We start from the raw sequence: 17,995 nt of genomic DNA, 5'->3' as shown, positions 1-17,995 counted from the left end.
AAATGGCAGAAGTTAGCAAAGCAACAATATTAGGTTATTTAGAAACAACAGATGAAAGTGTTTTAAATCAAATTAGTAATATTTTAGATAGTTTTTTTCATAAAACTGAAGGTAAGATTGTAAAAACAATTACTGATGTAAATGATAAATTAACTATAACTTTTTCAGATGATACTACAAAAACTGTCTATAATTCAGAATTTTTAGACACTTTAATTACTGAGTTAAATACCAATGCCGTTAGCGGTTGGATATTTGTAAAAACAAAGGCAGAATTATTAGCCTTAACAGGAGACATTACAAAAGGTTATTATGTTTTAAAAGATGATTTAGAGATTTCAAATAATGGAGTATGGGGATTTGATGGAACATCTTTTTACAAAGGAGATGATATAGTAGATCAAAAAGTTGATGCCAATAATACTACTAGAGGTGTTAGTGGTTTTGGTGTTGCAAAAGCTTTAATTGATAAACCTAATTTAATACAAAGTAAAAATATTTTTGATATCAATAACCACAAACCAAGTCATTATGTTAAGTGGAATACTGGTGTGCATACTTTTAATGAAGATTTTATAATTGTTACTGTAGAAGGTTTAAAACCAAATAAGGATTATATTTTTTCAAATCAAGGAGAAAATAATCCAAGTGGAGTTAGTAATTTACAGCAAATGGCTTTTAAAAACGCTTCTGATGGTTGGGTTTCTGGACATGCTGGAGGTGTTAATTCAGTAACTATTAATACAGGTGCAGATATTGTAAAAGCAGAATTTACTATTGCAGTAAACAGATTGGGTTATCAATATCAATTAAATGAAGGGACAGAAAGAGGTGGTTTTATACCTTTTTCAAAAACTCTTTCTAATCAATATTTAAATCCCAACTTACAAAAAATGTTAGCTCCATTTTTTAAAGTTGTAAAAACTTTTCATCCAACAGATTTGTCTTATGAATATCAAAATTTACGTACAGCATTAGAAAGTTGTACAGATGAATCTGTACAATATGAAGTTTGGATATATGTAGATGTTGCTAATTGTCTGTTAGATTATTTTACATCTGCAGAAATATTCAATCCTTTATTTAAAGGATTGAATATTCCTCACAATGTTGTTTTAGTCAATAAAACAGGTAATTTTTATTGTCACATTCATGCTGAATTAGATTTAGCAACATATGATGAAACCACAAGAGAACGTGTTTCAGGCTTAAATTTCATTTACAGTGGCGGATTTAAAGGTATTCTTCCAACAGGTAAAAATATTAGGTATGCTGTGCATGATGATATAGGATCTGACAAAGTTAATGCATGGAGATTATATGAAGATTGTGCTGCCAACAAAATAGGTAAGGAAGGTTATACACAAGCAATTGGAGCAGGAACACGTTCAGGTATGGTTATGACGTTAAGGCGTGTTAAAGCATATACAGATGATGAAGGTGCAGCTTTTTCATGTCATAATAATGTGAATTTTGCTAAACCTTCAAAAATTATTATTGAGGATTGTGATTTTGAATCAAAAGAGGGTTATAATTCAATCGCTTTTGGTTCAGTAGGTAGTGGACAAAATGATGAAATAATTGTAAGAGGTTCTACAATTAATAATGGAATTCGTTTATATGAAGAGTCACCAGGAGCAGGTATAGATTGGAAGTTGTCTGGAGGAGGAAACTCTAAAGTACCAGTATATATTGAGCATACAACACCAAATCAATACACATATCATTTTTTAGATGATGTGGAAGAATTACGGAATAGAAATGGCACAACTCAATTAAGAGGAGAGGCTGTCTATCTAAATTATAGCGGTTCTGGTGGTTGTTTTCGATTTTCAAATTCAGTAACTGTTTCAAACTTGGTATATGGAATTCGATTTGAAGACACACCTGCAGGAGAGCTTGGAAAAGTTAAAAGATTTGTGTCTGGTAATTATTTAGCTATTTCGGACACTAATTTAGTTGGTACAGCAATTAATGATAAGATTGGAATTATTAATGGAGAGTTAGCTATTGTAAATTCTGACGATTTTATTGGTATAGTTGTTTTAAATAATTTTATAAGAATAAAATAAAATGAGTAACATTCAAGAATATAAAGAGAAACAAATAGCTCAAAAAGAAAGCCTACCAGAGTTAACATCATTAGATAGCTCCTCTAAAGTTTCTATATGGAGTCAATGGTTTTATATTGTTGGCTTTGTAGCTAATAGTTTAAAAGAACTATTTACACTTCATAAAACTGAAATTCAAGCATTAATTAAGGCTCAAAAAATAACCAATATTGATTATTACAGAACTATCCTTTTTGCATACAGAGATGGACACACTTTTAGTAGATCTGCTCTTGAATATTCAGATGATTACACAGCTAATGAAATAGCAGCTGCACAAATTATAAAACGTGTGGCAGTACAAGCATTAAAGATAGAGAATAGATTAAGCTTATTTGTTAAAATAGCCACAGAAGATGCTAACGGAAAACTTACAAAAATAGATGAGGCAACATTAACCAGGATAGAAAACTATGTATTTGTAAACTCAAATGCGGTGCAAATTGAATACTTTTCAGACAAAGCAGATGATTTAAGAATAGAATTAGATGTTTATATCGATAATACAATTTTATCATCAGATGGTGTTAGAATAGACGGTACATCGAACACGCCAGTTGCAGATTCAATTACTACTTTTTTAGCTGATAAAAATTTTAAGTTCGATGGCGAAATAGTTTTATCTCAACTAGTAAATGCTATTCAGAAAGTAGACGGAATCGAATCTGAAGCTGTAAGAATTGTAAATGCTGAAGCTTCTTACCAAACTCCTGCAAGTTGGGAAACAATTACAGAACGTTACACAGCAAGATCTGGTTATTATGATTTAACTGAAGAAAATTTAAAAATTAACTATTTAATAAAAGAGTAATGCTGCATGACAACGTTTTTAAAATCGACTTTTACGCATTGGCTGTTCAGCTAATGCCAGTACAATGGCGAAAACCAAGACATATTGCATTTGTAAAGGTGTTAGTAACACCTTTTGTGTTAATGCTTCAGCAATTAAGAAAGTACAGAAGCACCACTATTTACAAACTACAGCACGATAGCCGAATTGGTAAAGTAGAAAAAGTTTTAAATGATAAGTTTGATATCATTGAAAGGCGAATTCTAATTATTGAAGGACAACGGAAACGTCAAAATTATAGTTTCTATAGAAGTGAAAATCGAGAAGCATTAGCAACTCCATTTGTAACGTATTCCCAAGATGAAGTTGCTGAATTTTCTTCAGATTTTGAAGTATGTATTCCAACTGTTGTTGGTTTAATATCAAGTGATTTAACACAATTAAATACGTTGGTTAGATATTATGCAGACAAAGACAAACATTTTGTAATAAAATTAATTTAGAATGAAACATATAGCAGAAATAGCAGTTGGCGGATTTATTGTCGACAATGAATATCATAAAACAATTGGCGAAATGATAGCGCAACGAGATGTTGCTATTTTATCATTGGTAGGAAATAAAGCAATAATCTCTGGTGTTACAGTTGATGCTGCAAATCACACAAACGGAATAATTACTTACAATGGTAAGATCTATTCTTTTGTTGGTGGTGTTACTCAAGCAACTGTAACCACAAAAAGAGTTGCAATCGATAGACCGAATGAAAGTCAAGTAGATGCGCCTGCATACTATGAAGATATCATTGCCTTTGGAGATGATGGTTTAGAAACTTTTCCTTTTTCTGATTTGAATAGATTTTACATCAACGCTCCAGAATTAAAAGAAATTAAAATAATTGGTAGAAACATTACCAATGCAGAATTAGCAGGTACAGGTTGGTTTGTTGCAGATGGCACAAATACTACTGATAATTTAATAGATAAGTTTTTTGTAGTTGCAGGTGGAGATCATGCTGTTGGCAATACAGTCGGTTCTAAAACTAAAGTAATTGCAGCTGCTAACTTACCAAAAGTGTCTTCTGGTTTATTCGGAGGAGAAGTTGGTACTGGTTGGCCAGATTCAGCAGCAAGTAATATAGCACAAGGAGATAACCATTCTTATCCTAGAAAAACAAAAGAAATAAAATTAGATGATTTTGGAGCAAACAATACTCCGCTAGATATTACACCGCTATCTTATGCAGTTGTAGCAATACAATTTATAGGAATATAGAAAAAAACCTTTGGTGGGATAGGTTTAAAAAAGTCCTCCGTTTTAAATTAGTTACCACACCTTTTTAAACAAGAACCCGAAAGCTACGGAGGACAATGTCTTCTGTGCTTTCGGGTTTATATGTTTTTTAGGTGTGGTATAGCAAAGATAAGTAAGTTAATTAAATATAAATACAGTAAATAGATTAAATGAAAAGTAAATTTTATAACACAGCTCCTTTGCCTTTTGTAGGTCAAAAAAGGAATTTTATCAAACATTTTAAAGAAGAATTACATTCTAAAGTTGCACCACCACTATATGTAGATTTATTTGGAGGTAGTGGTTTGCTTTCTAGAGCAGCAAAAGACGTGCATCCTACAGCAAAAGTAGTTTATAATGATTTTGATAATTATAGAAAACGTTTGAAAACAATATCAAAAACAAACAAAATACTCCAAGATTTAAGGGTTTTGGTGGATGGTATTGAACGAAAAAAGATAGTGCCAAAAGAGATAAAAGAAAAAATAATTAATAGAATAAAGCAAGAATCTGGCTTTATAGATTTTATTACTTTGTCGAGTTCTTTATTGTTCTCTATGAAATATGTCAGTTCTATTCAGGAACTTGAAAAGGAAACTTTATACAATAAAGTAAAAATAAACAATTACCCAACAGCTAAGGATTATCTTGATGATATTGAGGTTGTTTCTACAGATTATAAGAAAGTATTTGAGAAGTACAAAGATGTCGAGAATGTTGTGTTTTTAATAGATCCGCCATATTTATCAACAGACTGCTCAACTTATAGTAGTGATGGTTATTGGAAACTGAAGGATTATTTAGATGTTTTAAAGACATTGCAGAATCAAAACTATTTTTATTTCACATCTAACAAGTCTAGTATCATAGAATTGTGCGAATGGATTAGTGATTACACTGGAGGTTTAAATCCTTTTGAAAATGCTGCAAAAAAAGAATACAAGGCAAGTATGAATCACAACGCAACATATACTGATATTATGCTGTTTAAATGGACTCAAACAACTACTTATTAAATAGTAATTTGAACGCTGTTTAAATAGCTTTTAAATGGCGTTCAAATTTTAATTAACTATTCGTTTTCATTGCCATTAAAAAATGTATTTTTGGTTTCGCCGATTATCTTAAGGTCATAAAAAAAGCTGATGTTAGAACATCAGCTTTTAAAAATTATTGTGTAAATATTATTTTAAGAATCTAAAATAGTATTTAAAATTTTATTTGGTCTCATTGCAGCACCAACTAAAGCTTCTTTTGGTTGATAATAACCTGCAATATTTACCGGGTTTCCTTGTATTTCATTTAATCCAGAAATTATAGAAGTTTCATTTTCTTTTAAATCTGTAGCAATTTTTGAAAATTCAGCTTTTAATTCTGCATCTTTATTTTGATTTGCTAACTCTTCAGCCCAATACAGTGCTAAATAGAAATGAGAACCTCTATTGTCTAATTCACCAACTTTTCTAGATGGAGATTTATCATTATCTAAAAAGGTATCTGTAGCGTTGTCTAAAGTTTCAGCTAATATTAAAGCTTTAGAATTGTTGTTTGTGTTTCCTAAATGTTCTAAAGAAACAGCTAATGCTAAAAATTCACCTAAAGAGTCCCAACGTAAATGATTTTCTTTTACAAATTGCTGAACATGTTTTGGAGCAGAACCACCTGCACCAGTTTCAAATAAACCACCACCATTCATTAAAGGTACAACTGATAACATTTTTGCAGAAGTTCCCAATTCTAAAATTGGAAATAAATCTGTTAAGTAATCTCTTAACACGTTTCCAGAAACAGAAATTGTGTCTTCACCTTTTATAATTCTCTCTAATGTAAATTCTGTTGCAGCTAATGGAGATAAAATTCTAATATCTAAACCAGAAGTATCATGATTTGGTAGATAAGTATTTACTTTTTTAATGATTTCAGCATCATGTGCTCTGTTCTCGTCTAACCAGAAAACAGCAGGAGTTTTAGAAGCTCTTGCTCTAGTTACAGCTAACTTTACCCAGTCTTGAATAGGAGCATCTTTTGCTTGACACATTCTCCAAATGTCACCAGCTTCAACATTGTGTTCAGTTAAAACAGTTCCGTTTTCATCAATAACCTGAACTTTACCATCACTAGCAATTTCAAAAGTTTTATCATGAGAACCATATTCTTCTGCTTTTTGAGCCATTAAACCAACATTAGGAACCGTTCCCATTGTTGTTGGATCAAATGCACCATGTTTTTTACAAAAATCGATTGTTGCTGTATAAATACCAGCATAAGAACTATCTGGTATTATTGCTTTAGTATCTTGTAATTTACCTTCTTTGTTCCACATTTGTCCAGAAGTTCTAATCATTGCTGGCATAGAAGCATCAATAATTACATCTGAAGGAACATGAAGATTGGTAATCCCTTTGTCAGAATTTACCATTGCTAAATCTGGGTTTTTAGCGTAAATAGCATCAATGTCAGCTAAAATTTCTTCTCTTTTTTCATTAGAAACTTCATCAAGGTTGCTTAATAAATTTCCAAATCCATTATTTACATTAACACCAATTTCTTCAAAAGTTGCTGCGTGTTTAACAAATAAATCTTTAAAAAATATTCTTACTGCATGACCAAAAATAATTGGGTCAGAAACTTTCATCATTGTTGCTTTCATGTGTAATGACAACAATATGTTTTTTGCTCCTGCATCTGCAATTTCAGTTTCTAAAAAAGCTAGTAATGCTTTTTTACTCATTACTGATGCATCAATAATTTCTCCTTCTAATAACTGAATGCCTTTCTTTAAAAGAGTACTGTTTTTATTAGCATCAACAAACTGTATGTTAACAGAAGTTGCTTTAGATACTGTTACAGATTTTTCATTGTTTGCAAAATCTCCAGCAGTCATCGTTGCCACATGTGTTTTAGAGTCTGAACTCCATTTCCCCATAGAATGCGGATTCTTACGGGCATAATTTTTTACTGCTTTTGGAGCTCTTCTATCAGAGTTTCCCTCACGTAAAACAGGATTTACTGCGGAACCCTTTACTTTATTATAACGTGTTAAAATAGCCTTATCTTCATCTGTTTTTGTTTCCTCTGGAAAATCTGGAAGTGCATATCCTAAAGCTTGTAATTCTTCAATAGCCTCTTTTAGTTGAGGTACAGAAGCACTAATGTTTGGTAACTTTATGATGTTAGCTTCTGGCTGTTTAGCCAGTTTTCCTAATTCTTCTAAAGCATCTTCTACTTTTTGATCATCTGTTAAGAAATCAGAAAAATTAGCTAGAATTCTTGAAGCTAAAGAGATATCTTTTACCTCAATTTCTATATTAGAAGTTTTGGTAAAAGTTTTAACGATTGGTAAAAAAGAACGTGTTGCTAAAGCAGGAGCTTCATCAGTTTTAGTATATACGATTTTAGCTATTTTACTCATGTAAATTGTATTTTAAGTAGTTGAAATATTCTTATTTACTTTCTAAACGAAAAATAAGTTTTGAAAGCTAGCAAATTTAAGAATTTTAGTTGAGTTTAGTATTGGTAAAATGCCATTAATTGGTAGGATTTTTTGCAGTATTAATAATATTTGAAATCGATTTCGTAAATATTAAAAATAAAAGCCATATCAAGCATTTTATTGCATTGATATGGCTTCTTTGAAATAGTTTTTAAACGATTTTGTATTACTACAAAACATATAAGAATACACTTATATTTCTTTTTACAGAAATTATACTGACTATTTCAATTGTTGAAACATTGTTAATTTTAAAGAAGTATAATACTTTATTAAAATTTTTATCAATATTTCGATTGTCATCATTAAAATAAACTTTTTCAGAAAGGTTTATTATTTTCATAATTTACAATTCTTACTTTGATTTTCTTCTTGTGTTTTTACAAACAAAAAAAGAGTCAACTTACTTTTTGTGATAAACAATATATAAAGAACGTTACTTTATGTATTTACTTGATAATTTTATTAGTTTTTGAAGACTTTAAGTTCAATTAAAATGTAAATTCTATTGTAAATATAAAACTGATTTTAATACTTACAAAGTTTTTAACAGTTTAGTAATCAACATGATGTTAACCAGTCTTGTTAACAATTGTTCATTAAAAAAGGCGTTGTGAAAATTCACAACGCCTTTTTGTATTTTTATTTGGAAGAGGTTATCTTCTTTTTTCAGTAATTCTAGCTTTTTTACCAGTAAGACCTCTAAAGTAAAAGATTCTAGCTCTACGAACTTTACCTCTTTTGTTTACTTCAATTTTTTGAATAGAAGGTAAGTTTACTGGAAAAATTCTTTCAACACCTACAGTACCAGACATTTTTCTGATTGTAAAAGTTTCAGAAAGACCAGTTCCTCTTCTTTGTATAACAACTCCTCTAAAAAACTGAGTTCTTACTTTTTCACCCTCTTTAATTTCGTAGTATACAGTAATTGTATCACCAGCTGCAAATTCTGCAAATTCTTTTTTTGTTACAAATTCGTCTTGTACAAATTTTATTAAAGCTTCCATATTTAATATTTATTATTTTTTGTAAAGCAACGTTCACGATTTCTTCGTCAGAGGTTAATTTAGCGGTTGCAAAAATAGCACTTTTTTTTAGTTGATAAAACTAAATTCAATTATTTTTTTGGTTGATAATCAGTACAATAGAAAACCCAGAATTTTCTACGCTCTTTATTATTAATTTTTATGATAATTGGCGTTAGTTCTACAACTTCTTTAAAGTGATTTGTTAATAAAGAATCTATATTTCCTAATTTTTTATTATCCTTAAATGGTTTGTCTGAATCTATAAAAATGGCGTTTTGTCCTTTTAAGGTTGATAAATCATCGCCTAAATAATCGAAATGTAAAGCTGGTAAACCGATAATGTTTTGCGCATATACTTTATCATTCATAAAAAAGTTTAAACAAGCAGATGTTTTATAATTGTCATTAGAAAACACAAAAGTATCTGTGTACTTTTCTTGTAGTTTTTCAGCCTCTAAAGCTAATTCTTTCCAACCAACCCAAGTGTCGTCACTTTTAATTGGCGCTAAATAAAACAGAATTTGCAAACTAAAAAGTACATGAAATACTATTGAAAATATAATTTGAATTTTCAATAATTTCTTATTGATGAACATTCCTGCTAAAATGATTCCTGTAATATAAGAAGGCATCATCCAGTTTAATTTTACCCAATAAATAGGCGTAATGCTAAAAAAGCCAACAAAAGTGGGAACAAAAAAAGCTAATAAGAATAAAGTCTTGGCTTGTGGAATTTTAAACTTTAGCAATGCTCTTTTAAAATATTTAAAAGTGAAGGTAATCATCACTAAAAATAAAATAGGCAATAACAAAAACATTTGATGCCCAATTGCACCAAAGAAATTTTTAGGAGAAATTTCGAACTTACTTATAGAGCTTGTTCTTTCTGAAGATTGAAAAGCAAACGATGCAAATTCATTTTGATAGTTCCAATACCAAACAGGAAACGTTACTGCAATTGATATAATTAAGGAAAGCCAAAACCACGGAGAAAGTAATAATTTTCTGTATTTGTTTGAAAAAACAACAAATGCTATTAATCCTATTTGTAATAATAAAGCGGTGTATTTGCTATTAAAAGCCAAACCCATTGCAATTCCGCCTAGAATAAAAAAAACCTTTTTTTCTTCAAAAATTGCTTTATACAAACAAATTAAACTCAAGGTCCAGAATAATAATAACGGAACATCTGGCGTAGAATTAAATGATAAAATGGAAATAAAAATGGTAGAAGCTAATAAAACAATTGATCTTTGTAGTTTTTGTTTTGATAAAAAATAGGAAGCTAATTTATAGAAACTTAAAATGGTTAATGATGTAATAACAAAATCAGCAAATTTTACAACAAAAATAGATTGCCCAAAAATATCTGTAAATAACCTTAAAATGTAACCAATCATTCCTGGATGATCGAAATAAGATAAAGATAAATTTTGACCATATAAATAGTAATATGCGTCTTGTGGCATTAAGCCCATAAAAGGAAGTAATAACAACCTAAAGAGTTGAAATCCTAAAACCCAAGAAACGGCTTTGTTGTTTTTTATAAGCGTTAAGAATTTATTCATTGTCTAATAAATCTGGTCTAATTTCTTCTGTTCTTTTATAAGCTTGGTCGCTTCTCCAATCATCAATTTTAGGAAAATTACCAGACAATAATATTTCTGGCACTTTATTTCCTTCATAATCTGAAGGTCTTGTATATACTGGTGGCGATAATAAATTATCTTGAAAAGAATCTGTTAACGCAGATTGCTCATCACCAATTACACCCGGAATTAAACGTACAACTGCATCTACTAAAACGGCAGCTGCCAATTCGCCACCTGTTAAAACGTAATCTCCAATTGAGATTTCTTTGGTGATAAATAATTCTCTAATTCTGTGATCTACACCTTTATAATGCCCTGTTAAAATTAGAATATTTTCTCTTAATGAGAGTGTATTTGCGGTAGATTGGTTTAATGTTTTGGCGTCTGGAGTCATATAAATAACCTCATCGTAATCACGCTCTAATTGCAGTTTTTTAATACAGTTTGCAATAGGCTCAATCATCATAACCATTCCTGCACCACCACCAAATTGTGTATCATCTATTTGTTTGTAGTTTCCTAAACCATATTCACGTAAATCGTGAATTACAATTTCTGCCAAACCTTTTTCTTTTGCACGTTTAATAATTGAGTGATTAAACGGACTTTCTAATAAAGCGGGTGCTACTGAAATAATATCTATTCGCATTTTGCAAATGTAGGGTTTTTAGGTAATTTTAAAATAGGGTTTTTGGAAGAATTCGCTAACGGTTTGTGTATGAATAGTTGCGGTTTTGTGTGCGAGGATTTTCCGTAGGAAAATCAGACGTAACAAAAATGCAACTACCTTTGTTTAAGCGCTAATTTAGCAATTTTTTATACACGTTGTTGTACACAGTTTTTTATATTAATATTGCTTGATTATTATCTTTATTTATTCTGTTCCATTCATTATAGCAACGTTTAAGATTTTCGTTTTCATTTTTTTCTAACCACTTGACAAATGCTTTTTTTTCTCTTTTAGGTATATCTGCACCTTTTTCAATTGTTAAAAGTGATAATTTCTCTTTAAAATTTAATTCTGACCAACGATTTAATTTTGGCATAAATATTTTACCAATATTTTTATTACTATTTTTTTGATGAATTTCAAAATGAGCCTCTCCGTGTTCATTTCTTCCTGCTCCACCAGTACTTCCTCCACGAATGAAGATATTAATTGATAGTAATTCAGATAATTTATTCATCCGCTCAAAATTATCTTTCAGATGATGAGTTTTTCCATTTTCATCTGTAATAGAATATTCTAATTCGACACTAAACCCAATTAAGTCAGATGATATTAAATTCAGAAATTCTTCTTCGTCGATAAATGTATATTCAACCAACCAAGTTCCGATTGGATAGTTTTTATAAGATTCTGGAATTGAACTCTTGTTGTTGTCAGAAATTAGAAAAGAATTACTTAATTCAAAACTTTTAAACGATTCCTTACTATGACTTTTTGTTAAGGGGATATTCTGTTTTTTATCAAAATTTCCCTTGTATTCTTTTATAGTCTCTTTTGAGAATTTTATTTTGAAAAAACCAAGTTCTTTATCATAACGTTCAATTTCTTTGTCAGGAATTAATATTGCTCCTAAAATTCTATTTGCTTGATATTTATTCATTTATGGTTGAGTTCGCAAATTGTGTACAACGTTAATACGAATATGATGTCGTTTTAATGACTTATATTCATAGTTAGCGAAGTTAGCCGAATTTAAGTTTAGAGACAAACCAAATTACTTTTGTAAATTCTATTAAAGTTAAGTCAAATATATTACCCCAACCAAGTTTTTAACTTATCCAATATTTTTGGATTACTTAATAAATCTAAATGGTTGCTTTCATAGGCAATCCAAATATTTTCTTTTTTAAAGAGTAAGTTTTTATTAGCGTTTTTGTGTTGTCCTAAAGCACTTTTTACGTTTACTAAAGTATCTCCTAATAGATGAATTGATTTAGTATTTGTTTCTTTACAGGTAACTGCTACAATATTAAAAAAAGCAATATTTTTTTGTAATGAAATGTTTTGTCTGTTATCTTTTTTTAATTCGAATCTATCTTTATTTAGCCAATCTTCATCAACTAAATTTCCATACCTTAAATCTGTAACGCCGGCACTTCTAATTTTAGCTAATTTAGCAAAAGGTCTTGCATAAGGAATGGTTTTAAGAATAATATCTAAATAATTGCCTATTCGTTCTATAGGAGAACCATGGTGCGGAGTTCCTAAAAAAGCAACTTTTTTAAGATGTTTTTGCCAATTTAGTTGTTGTTTTTCTCCGTAATAGATAGCACTTCTGGTTACTAACCCCCCCATACTATGTGCTACAATAACGAGTTCTTCAATAGGAACCGGCCAATTTTTTATTAGATTTTCTAATAAAGTATTTAATTCTTTTCCGTTTGTGGAAATATGTCTACCACTATTATAATTTAAGTAAATAAGTGTTTTGTTTAGTTCTTCGGATAAAATAGTACCATGATTATGGTTATTTCGCGTCCATTGAATGTCACTCATACAAGAACCATGAATCATTAATAGAATTTTACCAGTTACGTTTGGGTAGCTTTTCTGTATGTTTTTTTTATCAATTTTTATCGCTTTAGATTGATGACGAAATTGCATGTTAATCTTTAAAGGGTTTTTCTTTTTTTCTAGATAATCACCAATAACGCCATTTAAAACAGAAGCTATTATTTCTTTTTTATCCGAAGGTTTAATTTTGCTAACTAAAGGAGTAATGTGTGCGACAACTTTATTCAAATTATCACCTATAAATAAAGTGCTCCATCTAATATTATTATAAGTAACCCCAACAATATTAGTAATCAGTTTTTGAATGGTTGTTGAAGGTAAAAAAGGAGGTTGGATTACTTGTTTGTGCACCGCTTCAACCAAATCTGTTACACCAATTGTTGCATCCATAATTAAATGAATGAGACCTTGTAATTCTGATTTGTTTTTCCCTTTTTCTGACATGTAAAATATCTTAAAAATTTTACAATTTTAAAACTTTGCAATTGCGGCTTCTGCACAACGTTCGCCATCCATTGCAGCAGAAACAATTCCGCCAGCATAACCGCCACCTTCTCCACAAGGAAATAAACCTTCTATTTCTGGGTGTTCTAAATTGTCTTTTCTTGGTATGTTTACTGGTGATGAAGTTCTAGATTCAACTCCAATAATATTGGCTTCATTAGTATGGTAACCATGCATTTTTTGTCCGAATGCAGCAAAACCCTTTCGTAATCTACTTCCAATAATTTTTGGTAAAAGCGAGTGTAGTGGAGCCGATTTTAATCCGGGTTGATAAGAAGTTTCATTTAAATCTGATGATAATTTTCCATCAACAAAATCCACCAACCTTTGTGCTGGTGCGGTTTGTGTTCTTCCTCCTGCGAAAAAAGCAATTTTTTCTAAATCTTTTTGAAACTCTAATCCTTTTAAAGGACCAAATTGTTCATATTTCTTAAAATCTTTATCAATATCTAATTCTACAACAATACCAGAATTAGCAAACTTATTATTTCTTCTACTTGGTGACATTCCGTTTACAACAACTTCACCATTTGCAGTTGCTGCAGGCACAATAAATCCGCCAGGACACATACAAAAAGAATACACACCTCTTTCATTAACTTGATGTACTAAACTATATGCTGCTGCTGGTAAAAGTTCATCTCTTTCGCCAGAACAATGGTATTGAATTTGATCTATAATTTCTTGTGGATGCTCTACACGAACCCCCATTGCAAAAGACTTTGCTTTTAATGCTATTTCTTTTTTATGCAACAATTCGTATATATCTCTAGCTGAATGACCTGTAGCCAAAATAACTGAATTCACAGTCATTTCTGTTCCATTTTGAAGTTGAATTGCTTGTAGTTTATTGTTCTTTATTTTAAAATCTGTGACTCTACTATCAAAATGAATTTCACCCCCGAACTTTAAAATGTTTTCACGAATATTCTCAATAATTTTTGGAAGTTTATTGGTTCCAATATGAGGATGTGCGTCGACTAATATTTGACCTGTTGCTCCGTGAAAAACTAGGTTTTCAAAGATTCTTCTAACATCTCCACGTTTTAAAGAACGTGTATACAATTTTCCATCTGAATACGTTCCGGCACCACCTTCACCAAAACAATAGTTAGAATCTTCGTTTACAAAATGATCTTGATTTATTGCTTTTAAATCTCGTCTTCTGTCTTGTACATTTTTTCCGCGTTCTAAAACCACAGGCTTGTAGCCTAATTCTATACAACGAAGAGCGGCATACATTCCAGCAGGACCAAAACCAATAATATGAATTTCTTTTGCTTTAGAAACGTCTTTATATTCAAAAATATAATCAGATTTTTCGGAAACTTGTTCGTTAATGTAAACAGCAACTTTATAATTAAAGATGATGTCTTTTTTACGAGCATCAATAGATTTACGCAATATTTTTACTGCAGAAATTTCACTTTTAGGAATGTCTAATTTTTTAGATACTTTGTATAAGAGAATATTTTCTTTACGTTCTTCTATTAAATTTACTCGAAGTTGAATTTCTTTAATCATGTTGCAAAAGTAATTAAATTATCGAGGCTTTTATCATTCTGTCGTTTCCAAACAAATCTTTACGTAATTCTATATTTAAGAAGCCTTTTTGTTGAAGCATAGTAATAGTTTCATCTGCCAAGTATTGATTAATTTCAAAAAATAACAATCCATTTTTAGAAAGATGTTGTTTTGCCAAATCAGCAATTTTTTTATAGAATAACAAAGGGTTTTCGTTATCAACAAACAGCGCAAGATGAGGTTCATTTTCGAGGACATTTTTTTTAATTTCTACCTTTTCAAGTTCTCTAACATAAGGTGGGTTTGAAATAATAATGTCAAATTTTTGCGATAATTCTATAGCTTTTAAAATATCCATTTCTATAAAATTGACGTCAACATTATTTAATTTGGCATTCTGTTTTGCAACTTTTAAAGCTTCTTTAGAAACATCTATTGCAGAAATTTTAGCACTAGAAATGTTTTTTGCTAATGATATTGGTATGCAACCGCTTCCAGTTCCAATATCAAGAATATTTAAAGACTTTTTTTCTACTTTCGAAGAAACACTAGTTTGAGACTTTGAGACTTTGCAACTTTGCAACTTTACAACTTCATCTAAAATCCACTCAACCAATTCTTCGGTTTCCGGTCTTGGAATAAGTGTGTTTTTATCAACCCAAAAAGGAAATCCATAAAATTCGGTATTCCCTAAAATATATTGAAGTGGCTCTTCTTTTTGAAGTCTTTTAATTATGCTTTTTAATTCAGAAAGAATGTCATCAGTAATTAAAAAATTAGGTTCTAAAACGGTGTCAATTCTTTTTAATTTTAGTTTTTCTTCAATTATGATAAAGAAAAAACTATCTATTTCTGTTTTTGGGTAAATTTCTGAAAGTAGGATAGAAAATTCTTCCTTAAAATTTTTTAAAGTCATTAAGTTTTGTCTTTTCTCTTATATTTTTTTAATCATCCATACATTACAAGAATAATGTTGTGTATTTCCTAAAGGTTTCTCTAAATCAGAAAAACCATATTTTTTGTACAATTTTACAGCAGATTTCATGTAAGGGAGCGTTTCTAAATAACAATTTTCAAAACCCAATTCTTTTGCTTTCTCTAAACATTTAGAAATCAATTTTGTGCCCAAACCTTTTCCTCTAGTAATGGGTAAAAAATACATTTTTTGAAGCTCGCAAGTATTATCTTCAGAATTGTCTAACTGTGCAATTCCTGCACCGCCAACAATTTTATTATTGTGTTCAACTACAAAATAAACAGCTTTCTCTTTTTGATAGGTTTCAAACATTTGGTCTGTAGCTTTATCTTCATAAGCAGTACCGGTTTTAGGCGCGCCCATTTCTAAAATAACACTTCTAATGACCTTTGCTAATTGTGTATTGTCTGTTGGCTCAATTTCTCTAATGATAAAATCTTTACTTGTCATTTATTACTGTATTTTTGCAGCAGCAAGTTACCTAATTTTTAATTTTTTTTGATGAAAAATCTAGTATATTTTAGTGTTTTACTTTTACTGATTGCAAGTTGTTCTGTAAATAAACAGCCTGTTTTTATTAAGGTAGATAATGTAAAAGTAACTTCTTTTAGTGGAGATACAATTCGTTTAAAAGCAGAAGCCTTTTTTGAAAACCCAAATGATGTTGGTGGAAAAATTTCAACAGATGAAATAAAAGTAATCGTAAATGGGGCAGAAGTGGCGCAAGTTTATTCAGAGGAATTTAAAGTACCCGCTAGAAACGAATTTGTAATTCCTTTAAATGTTGTAATTCCTGCAAAAAAAGTATTTGATAATAATAAAGGCGGAATCTTGGGAGGTTTACTAAATTCTCTTTTAAATAAATCGATTAAAGTGCAGTTTAAAGGAGATTTAAAATATAAAGTTTTAGGTTTTTCTAGAGTCTATCCAATAGATCAAGTACAGGAAATAAAGTTTTAAATTATTTTTCATTAAGTTTCTCAATAAAAATGAATAACAAGCACGAATTCTACATACAACGCTGTTTACAAATAGCTAAAAATGGAATTGGCACTTCACGTCCAAATCCTTCTGTAGGAGCTGTAATTGTTTTTGATAATAAAGTTATAGGAGAAGGTTTTACATCTAAATATGGCGATAATCATGCGGAAGTAAATGCAGTAAATTTGGTTAAAAATAAAGCACTTTTAAAAGAAGCTACCATTTATGTTACACTAGAACCTTGTGCACATTTTGGTAAAACACCACCTTGCGCAGATTTACTAGTAAAACACCAATTTAAGAAAGTAGTTATTGGTTGTGTAGATTCTAATAGTCTAGTTACTGGTAAAGGAATTGAACGTTTAAAGAATGCAAATATTGAAGTTGTAGTTGGTGTTTTAGAGAATGAATGTAGAAATCATCATAAACGATTTTTTACCGTTCAAGAAAAAAAACGACCATTTATAATCTTAAAATGGGCAGAAACCAAAGATGGTTTTATTGCACCAATATCAAAAAATGAAAACAAACCAGTTTTTATTTCTAATAAATATTCTCAACAATTAGTGCACAAATTAAGAAGTAAAGAACACGCGATTTTAGTAGGAACAAACACTGTTTTGGCAGATAACCCTAAACTTAATGTTAGAAGTTGGTTTGGTAAAAACCCAATAAGAATTGTACTAGATAGCACTATGCGTATTCCTGAAAATAGTAATATTTTAGACGGAAGTGTAAAAACAGTTGTGATGATTAAAAAAAGAAACAAGAATCAAAAATCAAAAGAAAATTTAATTTTTGAAGAAATTGATTTTAATAAAAATGTTGCAGAACAGGTTTGTGCCGTTTTACAAAAACAGAATATTCAATCTTTAATTGTTGAAGGTGGTACACAAACATTACAAACTTTTATTGATGAAAATCTTTGGGATGAAGCAAATGTTTTTATTGGTGATAACAATTTTAAGAAAGGAATAAAAGCACCTATTTTAAATGCTGAAGTTGCTTCAGAAATAAACATTATAAATGATGTTTTAAAAATATATAAGAATGAACCCGTTGTGCATTTAAATAATACTAATTTTTAAGTTGTTAATATTTCTATCAAAAGTAAACTTATTAATGAATTGAATAATTGTTAATGAGGTTAATTTTGAGAGTATTCTAGTCTTAAAACCT

At 30.0% G+C, this 17,995-nt stretch carries 17 protein-coding genes and 1 pseudogene; 7 read left to right on the top strand and 11 right to left on the bottom strand.

Features of this window, described 5'->3' with window-relative positions; all coding sequences use genetic code 11:
- Window positions 1-2 precede the first annotated feature (2 nt).
- The 5 genes from V3V28_RS08600 (at window position 3) to V3V28_RS08580 (ending at window position 5,210) form a co-directional block, all read left to right on the top strand.
- Window positions 3-2,072: a hypothetical protein gene (locus V3V28_RS08600; protein WP_331364616.1), complete on the top strand. Its 2,070-nt coding sequence runs from the start codon at window positions 3-5 to the stop codon at window positions 2,070-2,072.
- Between the two features lies 1 nt (window position 2,073).
- Window positions 2,074-2,922: a hypothetical protein gene (locus tag V3V28_RS08595; protein ID WP_331364615.1), complete on the top strand. Its 849-nt coding sequence runs from the start codon at window positions 2,074-2,076 to the stop codon at window positions 2,920-2,922.
- Complete coding sequence (locus tag V3V28_RS08590) at window positions 2,922-3,404, top strand: hypothetical protein (protein ID WP_331364614.1); 483 nt, start codon at window positions 2,922-2,924, stop codon at window positions 3,402-3,404. The genes V3V28_RS08595 and V3V28_RS08590 overlap by 1 nt, the downstream gene beginning before the upstream one ends.
- 1 nt (window position 3,405) lies before the next feature.
- Complete coding sequence (locus V3V28_RS08585) at window positions 3,406-4,176, top strand: hypothetical protein (RefSeq protein WP_331364613.1); 771 nt, start codon at window positions 3,406-3,408, stop codon at window positions 4,174-4,176.
- Between the two features lie 188 nt (window positions 4,177-4,364).
- A complete protein-coding gene (locus V3V28_RS08580; RefSeq protein WP_331364612.1) occupies window positions 4,365-5,210 on the top strand; it encodes a DNA adenine methylase in 846 nt (281 codons plus the stop codon).
- Window positions 5,211-5,383: 173 nt separating this feature from the next.
- Here the strand turns inward: V3V28_RS08580 and V3V28_RS08575 are convergent, their stop codons facing one another.
- The 10 genes from V3V28_RS08575 to V3V28_RS08530 form a co-directional block, all read right to left on the bottom strand.
- Window positions 5,384-7,606, bottom strand: coding sequence for an NADP-dependent isocitrate dehydrogenase (locus V3V28_RS08575; RefSeq protein WP_331364611.1), 2,223 nt, complete (start codon window positions 7,604-7,606; stop codon window positions 5,384-5,386).
- A gap of 250 nt (window positions 7,607-7,856) precedes the next feature.
- Window positions 7,857-8,030 carry a hypothetical protein gene (locus V3V28_RS08570; RefSeq protein WP_331364610.1) on the bottom strand — a complete coding sequence of 58 codons (174 nt, stop codon included), beginning with the start codon at window positions 8,028-8,030 and terminating at the stop codon, window positions 7,857-7,859.
- 313 nt (window positions 8,031-8,343) lie between these two features.
- Window positions 8,344-8,694 (bottom strand): 50S ribosomal protein L19, encoded by a 351-nt coding sequence (gene rplS / locus V3V28_RS08565; protein ID WP_088354144.1) that lies wholly within the window; start codon window positions 8,692-8,694, stop codon window positions 8,344-8,346.
- A 110-nt stretch (window positions 8,695-8,804) separates the two neighbouring features.
- Window positions 8,805-10,283, bottom strand: coding sequence for a glycosyltransferase family 39 protein (locus tag V3V28_RS08560; protein WP_331364609.1), 1,479 nt, complete (start codon window positions 10,281-10,283; stop codon window positions 8,805-8,807).
- A complete protein-coding gene (gene trmD / locus V3V28_RS08555) occupies window positions 10,276-10,956 on the bottom strand; it encodes a tRNA (guanosine(37)-N1)-methyltransferase TrmD (protein WP_331364608.1) in 681 nt (226 codons plus the stop codon). Before trmD ends, V3V28_RS08560 begins: the two co-directional genes overlap by 8 nt.
- 193 nt (window positions 10,957-11,149) lie before the next feature.
- The gene (locus tag V3V28_RS08550) at window positions 11,150-11,917 is read right to left on the bottom strand and encodes a hypothetical protein (RefSeq protein WP_331364607.1); all 768 of its coding nucleotides are present in this window, start codon (window positions 11,915-11,917) and stop codon (window positions 11,150-11,152) included.
- 152 nt (window positions 11,918-12,069) lie between these two features.
- Window positions 12,070-13,275 carry an esterase/lipase family protein gene (locus tag V3V28_RS08545; protein ID WP_331364606.1) on the bottom strand — a complete coding sequence of 402 codons (1,206 nt, stop codon included), beginning with the start codon at window positions 13,273-13,275 and terminating at the stop codon, window positions 12,070-12,072.
- 27 nt (window positions 13,276-13,302) lie between these two features.
- A complete protein-coding gene (locus tag V3V28_RS08540; protein ID WP_331364605.1) occupies window positions 13,303-14,859 on the bottom strand; it encodes an NAD(P)/FAD-dependent oxidoreductase in 1,557 nt (518 codons plus the stop codon).
- 13 nt (window positions 14,860-14,872) lie between these two features.
- On the bottom strand, window positions 14,873-15,775 hold the full coding sequence (gene prmC, locus V3V28_RS08535) for a peptide chain release factor N(5)-glutamine methyltransferase (RefSeq protein ID WP_331364604.1): 903 nt from the start codon (window positions 15,773-15,775) through the stop codon (window positions 14,873-14,875).
- Window positions 15,776-15,793: 18 nt separating this feature from the next.
- Window positions 15,794-16,285 carry a GNAT family N-acetyltransferase gene (locus V3V28_RS08530; RefSeq protein ID WP_331364603.1) on the bottom strand — a complete coding sequence of 164 codons (492 nt, stop codon included), beginning with the start codon at window positions 16,283-16,285 and terminating at the stop codon, window positions 15,794-15,796.
- A 51-nt stretch (window positions 16,286-16,336) separates the two neighbouring features.
- Here V3V28_RS08530 and V3V28_RS08525 point away from each other — a divergent pair, with 51 nt between their 5' ends.
- Window positions 16,337-16,795, top strand: a complete 459-nt coding sequence (locus V3V28_RS08525; protein WP_331364602.1) for an LEA type 2 family protein — start codon at window positions 16,337-16,339, stop codon at window positions 16,793-16,795.
- Between the two features lie 29 nt (window positions 16,796-16,824).
- A complete protein-coding gene (gene ribD, locus V3V28_RS08520; protein WP_331364601.1) occupies window positions 16,825-17,904 on the top strand; it encodes a bifunctional diaminohydroxyphosphoribosylaminopyrimidine deaminase/5-amino-6-(5-phosphoribosylamino)uracil reductase RibD in 1,080 nt (359 codons plus the stop codon).
- On the opposite strand, the pseudogene V3V28_RS08515 reads toward ribD, so the two are convergent.
- Window positions 17,884-17,995: pseudogene (locus V3V28_RS08515) on the bottom strand (IS982 family transposase); the annotation flags it as partial. The gene ribD and the pseudogene V3V28_RS08515 sit on opposite strands and share 21 nt — an antisense overlap.

The organism is Polaribacter sp. (assembly GCF_036480315.1).
GTDB lineage: Bacteria > Bacteroidota > Bacteroidia > Flavobacteriales > Flavobacteriaceae > Polaribacter.
The sequence above is the reverse complement of the archived record's forward strand: the minus strand, read 5'-3'. Positions and strand labels throughout refer to the sequence as shown.

What these genes read in the sequence shown, in the direction of transcription:
- V3V28_RS08550 (WP_331364607.1), bottom strand. Translation starts at nt 11,917, where the DNA reads ATGAATAAATATCAAGCAAATAGAATTTTAGGAGCAATATTAATTCCT.
- V3V28_RS08545 (WP_331364606.1), bottom strand. Translation starts at nt 13,275, where the DNA reads ATGTCAGAAAAAGGGAAAAACAAATCAGAATTACAAGGTCTCATTCAT.
- V3V28_RS08570 (WP_331364610.1), bottom strand. Translation starts at nt 8,030, where the DNA reads ATGAAAATAATAAACCTTTCTGAAAAAGTTTATTTTAATGATGACAAT.
- V3V28_RS08530 (WP_331364603.1), bottom strand. Translation starts at nt 16,285, where the DNA reads ATGACAAGTAAAGATTTTATCATTAGAGAAATTGAGCCAACAGACAAT.
- ribD (WP_331364601.1), top strand. Translation starts at nt 16,825, where the DNA reads ATGAATAACAAGCACGAATTCTACATACAACGCTGTTTACAAATAGCT.
- V3V28_RS08540 (WP_331364605.1), bottom strand. Translation starts at nt 14,859, where the DNA reads ATGATTAAAGAAATTCAACTTCGAGTAAATTTAATAGAAGAACGTAAA.
- trmD (WP_331364608.1), bottom strand. Translation starts at nt 10,956, where the DNA reads ATGCGAATAGATATTATTTCAGTAGCACCCGCTTTATTAGAAAGTCCG.
- V3V28_RS08560 (WP_331364609.1), bottom strand. Translation starts at nt 10,283, where the DNA reads ATGAATAAATTCTTAACGCTTATAAAAAACAACAAAGCCGTTTCTTGG.
- V3V28_RS08575 (WP_331364611.1), bottom strand. Translation starts at nt 7,606, where the DNA reads ATGAGTAAAATAGCTAAAATCGTATATACTAAAACTGATGAAGCTCCT.
- V3V28_RS08585 (WP_331364613.1), top strand. Translation starts at nt 3,406, where the DNA reads ATGAAACATATAGCAGAAATAGCAGTTGGCGGATTTATTGTCGACAAT.
- V3V28_RS08580 (WP_331364612.1), top strand. Translation starts at nt 4,365, where the DNA reads ATGAAAAGTAAATTTTATAACACAGCTCCTTTGCCTTTTGTAGGTCAA.
- V3V28_RS08595 (WP_331364615.1), top strand. Translation starts at nt 2,074, where the DNA reads ATGAGTAACATTCAAGAATATAAAGAGAAACAAATAGCTCAAAAAGAA.
- prmC (WP_331364604.1), bottom strand. Translation starts at nt 15,775, where the DNA reads ATGACTTTAAAAAATTTTAAGGAAGAATTTTCTATCCTACTTTCAGAA.
- V3V28_RS08525 (WP_331364602.1), top strand. Translation starts at nt 16,337, where the DNA reads ATGAAAAATCTAGTATATTTTAGTGTTTTACTTTTACTGATTGCAAGT.
- rplS (WP_088354144.1), bottom strand. Translation starts at nt 8,694, where the DNA reads ATGGAAGCTTTAATAAAATTTGTACAAGACGAATTTGTAACAAAAAAA.
- V3V28_RS08590 (WP_331364614.1), top strand. Translation starts at nt 2,922, where the DNA reads ATGCTGCATGACAACGTTTTTAAAATCGACTTTTACGCATTGGCTGTT.
- V3V28_RS08600 (WP_331364616.1), top strand. Translation starts at nt 3, where the DNA reads ATGGCAGAAGTTAGCAAAGCAACAATATTAGGTTATTTAGAAACAACA.